This window comes from Clostridioides sp. ZZV14-6345 (genome assembly GCF_020657775.1).
GTDB lineage: Bacteria > Bacillota > Clostridia > Peptostreptococcales > Peptostreptococcaceae > Clostridioides > Clostridioides difficile_D.
This window is the reverse complement of record NZ_JAGWCX010000110.1, coordinates 1-6174: the sequence shown is the minus strand read 5'-3', so window position 1 is coordinate 6174 and position 6174 is coordinate 1. Positions and strand designations below refer to the sequence as shown.

Sequence of the window (6174 nt, the reverse complement as noted above, 5' to 3'; positions counted from 1 at the left end):
TAGAAGAATACACACTTTATTTTAAAGACCCCATATTTAATTAACTTTTTATAGTGTTCTAATAGATATTATTGAGCTTAATGGTAAATATAATGTGTAAGTTTCATTTAAAGTTGGATTAGATTCGTCTATATATCTTGAGCAAAGTGTGATTGATAAGCTGTCTGCTTCTATAATTTCACCATATAGAGGACAACTGCTAAAGTAAGAATGCACTTCGACATATTTATTTAAGTTTTCTTGAACATAATCGTAAAAACGGTTCTTTGTAGTAGTAGTCATAAAATCAACTCCTTTATTTTTTATTAAAACTGAAACTTTTAAAAAGATGAACATGATTACTTCTATTAGAAACTAAGTTAAAAAATAAGCAAATAGATATGAAAATTAGAATAATATATTATTTATATTTTAATTATAACACTATATAGTAAAAAATGCTATATAAAATTCAGAATTTTCGAAAGCTTTTAAGCTTATTTTTGAACATATTAATAAAGCTATTGACATTAAATAAAAAAAGTTTTATTCTACCAATACTCAATATTCTTATTGAAACAAAATCACATATGGATTTATATCTTTTTAATTTATGTATTTCTCTTATTAATTGATTGATAAATTTTACTATGAATTAAATTTGGAACCATATTTATTGCTATTTGATTTACTTTTAGCCTTTATTACACCTTTTATGTTCTTTTTTGCTTCCACAATGGTGGTATTGGGAGAAATTGATGACAATATTTCAAGGTACTTGATAGTAACTCCACTTGGTAAAACTGGTTATCTCATTTCACGACTTGGAATACCAGCTATTCTAGCGTTTATTATCACAGTAATTTTACTACTAACTTTTTCTCTAACTAAGATTTCTTTATTGTCAAATTTATTAATCTCTTTAATAGCTTTGTTGCAAGGAATTATTATATCAACATTAGTGATTTCTTTATCATCAAATAAATTAGAGGGAATGGCTATTACTAAATTATCAGGTGTTTTTATAATGGGTATTTTAGCACCATTTTTTATTTTAAATAAAACACAGTATATTTTGTTTTTCTTACCAATATTTTGGTTGACAAAGACGTTTGAGGAAAATAATTATATGTATATGTTTATTTCATTTGTTATATCACTAGTGTGGATTTTACTACTACTTAAAAAATTTAATGAAAAAATAGTCAACTGAGATAATTTATTAAATAATTGTAAGGTTAACTTGACATTGAATTTTAAAAATGTTACATTTGTAATGTAAGGTTAACATTACATGAATGGAGTATATATGAAAAATAAAATAAAGATATTAAGAGAAAAATTAGGGCTGACACAAGAACAATTGGGAAGATTAGTTGGAACATCTAGACAGGCTATAAATGCCATAGAAACTGGTAAAAATGAACCTTCAATATGGTTGGCATACGATATTTCAAGAGTTTTTAATGAACCAATTGAAAGTGTCTTTTTATTTGAAGAAAGTGAAAGAAAATCAAGAGCACAGGTAAGTAGGAGGGAATATTATGGCTCTAAGAAAGATTAGAACATTTGATGATGAAATTTTAAGAAAAAAGAGTAAGTATGTAGAAAGTGTAGATAATAAGATAAGAGAGATATTAAATGACATGGCAGAAACTATGTATAATACACCAAACGGTGGAGGATTAGCTGCATGCCAAGTAGGAGTACTAAAACGACTAGTTGTTATAGATTTAGGAGAAGGTCTTATTAAGCTTGTTAATCCTGAAATTATTAAAGAAGAAGGAGAACAAATTGTTGTTGAAGGCTGTTTAAGTTTTCCTGAAACATGGGGAAAATTAAAAAGACCTAAAAAGGTTACAGTGCAAGCTTTAAATGAATATGGTGAGAAAATAGAAATTAAAGGTTCAGGTCTTATGGCAAAATGTCTTTGTCATGAGATAGACCATTTAGAGGGTATAGTTTTTACAGATAAGATTATTGAACATGTAAAATTATAAGATAAATTAGTAAGCACTAAATTTAGAAAATATTTTATAGTAAGGAGTTAAATTATGAGATTATGGCATAAGGATTTAATTGGTGTACTACCTAAAAATCAATTAGTAAGTCAATGGAGAGAGCTACTTGCTATAAAAGGTTCTATAGATAAAAAAGGTACTCCAAATCATCTATTAGTAAATAAAGTATTGAATTATAGTATAGATGAATTTAAATTTTATACAAAAGCTATACATAATGAAATGTTAAAAAGAAATTATAAGCCCAATAAATTTAAATATACGAGTATATTAAAATGGAAAAATAGCAATTTCTCAAATGATATATCTAATGGGCATAGTTTAAATTTAGAAAATTTATATACTGGTTGGCACAATAGAACATATTTAAAACAGTGTTTATATAATTTAGAAGAAAAAGCAATGTGTGGAGGAATACCTATGAATGAGTGGAATATATTACTTTGTAAATATGGTGAGGATTACGAATTATGGTCTGGAAACAGCCTGCTTTAATTACTATAAATTAACATTATGATATTATTGTATATAAAGAGGTGATTATTTGTATAATAAAGTGAAATATATTCCAATAAATTGTGAAGTGGCTTGTAATAAATTAAAAAGAAGGATGCCATATAAGTGGGATTTAAATATTTATCGTGGATGTGAGCATGGATGTAAATACTGCTATGCTATTTATTCTCATAAGTACATTAATTCCAGTAATTATTTTAAAGAGATTTATGTAAAAACAAATATAGTAGAAAAACTTGAGAAGCAACTTAAAAGTAATAAATGGAACAAAGAAGTAATCAATATAGGGGGAGTTACAGATAGCTATCAACCAATAGAAGCTGATTATAAAATTATGCCAGAAATATTAAATCTACTGATAAAGTATAAGACACCAGCTATTATTTCCACAAAATCGGATTTAATATTAAGAGATTATGATTTGATTGATAAGCTGTCTAGGATTACATATATCAATGTAGCATCTACAATTACAACAGTAAATGAAGATATACAAAAACTTATTGAGCCAAATGGTGTAGATTCAATGAAAAGATTTAAAATGTTAAAAGAATTTAGAAAAACTAACGCATCAGTTGGACTACATATTATGCCAATTATACCATATATTACAGATGGTTTTGATAATATAAATTCGTTATTTAGACATGCAAAAGAATGTAATGTACATTATGTTTTGCCTGGAACTCTATACTTAAGAGGTATGACTAGAGGTGTTTTTTTTGACTTTGTTAAAAAAGACTTTCCTGAATTATTTAATAAATTATCAACACTATATACTACAGGTTCAGCTAATAAAGAGTATAAAAATCAATTATATAAAATGGTTAATGAACTTAGGAATAAATATTCTCTATCAAGTAGTTACTCTAAAGTAATGAAGGAAAAGTTAAAAAACTCAGGAGATGTACAGATATCTTTTTTTGATTAATTTTAGATAAAAATTTTTTTTACTATAGTGATTAAAATTTATTGACAAATATAAAAATTAAATATATAATTAATTCATAAAATAAAAATATGAAAGGATGATGTTGTTCGGTGATATTTGATATCATAAAATCGTTGATATAAGTATTGCTGGAAAAGAGTAAATAAAATCAAATTTAATAAGCAAACAAAGTGAAGCTATAGTTTTATTGTTGTGCTTAAAAATATTTGGTTCTATTTTACTCTTATTTAAACTCATCTTTTTGAAGTTAAACCACAGAGTAAATTCTGTGGTTTTTTTATTTTAAAAATAAATTTTAAGGAGTGGTATGTTTTGTTAAACAAATTATGTATGTATTTAGAAAGACCAGAGCTTCACAAAAAAAGTGAAATTAATTTTTGGGATGATGAGTATATTTCAAAGCAATTATTAAAAGCACACTTAGATAGTGACTTTGAAGGAGCAAGTAGAAATTTTAACTTTATCAATGATTCTGTAAATTGGATAGTTACAGTTGCAAATCCAGACAAGTATCCTAAATTACTTGATTTAGGATGTGGTCCAGGGTTATATGCAGAGAAATTTGCACAAAAAGGTTATAAGGTAACTGGAATTGATTTCTCAAAACGTTCTATTAACTATGCACAAAATAGAAATAAAGAGGCTAATTTAAACATAAGTTATTTAAACATAAGTTATTTAAGTATGAATTATAATGAGGAATTTGATTTAGCTACTTTAATTTATTGTGATTATGGAGCTTTATCAACTGAAAACAGAAGGTTGTTAATGGAGAAAATTTATGATAGTTTAAAACCTGGAGGAAAATTGATACTAGATGTATTTACAATAAATAAATACAATGATTTTGAAGAGATTAAATACTGGGAAATAAATGAAGATGGAGGCTTTTGGAATAATGAAAGATATATGTGTCTACAAGATAATTGTAAATACAGTGATTATAATACATTGGAGCAAACTCTTGTAATAACAGAAAAAGATGAAAATGTATTTTATATTTGGAATCACTATTTTTCAAAAGAAAGCTTCTTATTAGAAATTGAAGGCATTGGATTTAAATCTGTTGAGTTTTTTAATAATGTTAAAGGTGAAGTATATTCTGATGATAGTATGACTATGGGATTAGTTTTACAAAAATAATAAATTCTTTTAAATGAATAAATAAAAACTTGAAACCTATAATAATAAAATAACATAAGAAAAGCTTATATATTGAAAAATACAAACTTTTATGTTAGTTTTAATATATTACAAATTTGATTATATAAAAATCAATGTTTGAATAGTTATTTCTAGATGAAATTTATCTAGAGTATATTTTTCTAAATAATCAATGTTATTAAAATTAATATGTAGTTAAAAATATATAGCTAAAAAGGATGTGATATTAATGTTAGAGGTTCAAGGAAAATGTAATAAAGCAAAGATATTTACAGATAATGTAGATAGCACAACCATAAGTCAGATAATAGAATTATGTAATCAAGAATTTACAACAAAGTCTAAGATAAGAATAATGCCAGATTGCCATGCAGGTGCTGGATGTGTAATAGGTACTGTCATTACAGTACAAGATAAAATTGTCCCAAATCTTGTTGGAGTTGATATAGGATGTGGTGTTTTATGTGTAAACTTAGGCAAAATTGATTTAGATTTAAAAAAAATAGATGGTTTTATAAGAGAAAAAATACCTCATGGATTTAATATAAATAAATACAGTAAGGCAAATTACAAAAAAGAAATAGAATCATTGTACTGCATAAAAGGTATAGGAAAAGCAACTGAAGAATATAATCGAGCAATTGGAAGTCTTGGAGGGGGAAATCATTTCATTGAATTAGATGAAGATGATGAAAAAAATAAGTATTTAATAATACACTCAGGTAGTAGAAATCTTGGAAATAGAGTGGCGAAATACTATCAAAAGAAAGCTTATGACTATTATATCAGAGCTAACAATGAATTTGAGGAAGATAGTAAAAAACTCATAGAAAAGTATAAAAAGGAAAATAGAGAAGATGAGATTCAAGAGGCATTGGTGAAGCTTAAAGAAGAACATAGTTTTACTCCTAAAGTACCAAAAAATTTGTGTTATTTAGAAGGGAAATTAATGGAAGACTATCTTCATGATATGGATATTATACAAAAATATGCTGAATTAAATAGAGGTACAATGGCTAAGAGAATAATTGAAGATTGTATAGGTCTTAAATTTAATGATTTAGACAATTTTCAAACTATACATAATTATATAGAAATTGAAAATCGGATATTAAGAAAAGGAGCTATAGCAGCATATGAAGGTAGAAAATTATTAATTCCTATAAATATGAGAGATGGTGTTATATTGGGAGTAGGTAAAGGCAATTTAGATTGGATTAACTCTGCACCTCATGGTGCTGGACGTATACTTTCAAGAGGAGAAGCTAAAAGAAGTATAAATATGAAAGATTATGAAGATTCTATGAAAAATATATTTACAACAAGTGTAAATATTAATACTATTGATGAAGCACCTCAAGCATACAAACCAATTGATGAGATTGTTGAAAATATAAGCGATACAGTTGACATAATTAAAATATTGAAACCCATTTATAATTTTAAATCAAATTAATAATAATTAAAATCAAAATAATATCAAAGTATCAATGCTATAGGGTAAAATATAAGGGGCTGTCGCACTAGAAAATAGTGCTACGC

At 25.8% G+C, this 6174-nt stretch carries 8 protein-coding genes; 7 read left to right on the top strand and 1 reads right to left on the bottom strand.

Annotated features, from left to right (window positions below):
- Positions 1-48: 48 nt before the first annotated feature.
- Positions 49-282 carry a hypothetical protein gene (locus KGF39_RS18665; RefSeq protein WP_003423684.1) on the bottom strand — a complete coding sequence of 78 codons (234 nt, stop codon included), beginning with the start codon at positions 280-282 and terminating at the stop codon, positions 49-51.
- Between the two features lie 328 nt (positions 283-610).
- Between KGF39_RS18665 and KGF39_RS18660 the strand changes: the two genes are divergently transcribed.
- From KGF39_RS18660 to KGF39_RS18630, 7 genes are all read left to right on the top strand, one after another.
- Entirely contained in the window at positions 611-1192 is a 582-nt protein-coding gene (locus KGF39_RS18660; protein WP_227823461.1) for an ABC transporter permease, read from the top strand.
- A 96-nt stretch (positions 1193-1288) separates the two neighbouring features.
- Positions 1289-1543 carry a helix-turn-helix transcriptional regulator gene (locus tag KGF39_RS18655; protein WP_107594345.1) on the top strand — a complete coding sequence of 85 codons (255 nt, stop codon included), beginning with the start codon at positions 1289-1291 and terminating at the stop codon, positions 1541-1543.
- On the top strand, positions 1524-1979 hold the full coding sequence (gene def / locus KGF39_RS18650) for a peptide deformylase (RefSeq protein ID WP_227823460.1): 456 nt from the start codon (positions 1524-1526) through the stop codon (positions 1977-1979). The genes KGF39_RS18655 and def overlap by 20 nt, the downstream gene beginning before the upstream one ends.
- A 54-nt stretch (positions 1980-2033) precedes the next feature.
- Entirely contained in the window at positions 2034-2495 is a 462-nt protein-coding gene (locus KGF39_RS18645; RefSeq protein ID WP_227823459.1) for a pyrimidine dimer DNA glycosylase/endonuclease V, read from the top strand.
- Positions 2496-2544: 49 nt separating this feature from the next.
- Entirely contained in the window at positions 2545-3447 is a 903-nt protein-coding gene (locus tag KGF39_RS18640; RefSeq protein WP_227823458.1) for a radical SAM protein, read from the top strand.
- Positions 3448-3780: 333 nt separating this feature from the next.
- The gene (locus KGF39_RS18635) at positions 3781-4611 is read left to right on the top strand and encodes a class I SAM-dependent methyltransferase (protein ID WP_227823457.1); all 831 of its coding nucleotides are present in this window, start codon (positions 3781-3783) and stop codon (positions 4609-4611) included.
- 250 nt (positions 4612-4861) lie between these two features.
- Complete coding sequence (locus tag KGF39_RS18630; protein ID WP_227823456.1) at positions 4862-6088, top strand: RtcB family protein; 1227 nt, start codon at positions 4862-4864, stop codon at positions 6086-6088.
- Positions 6089-6174: the final 86 nt, after the last annotated feature.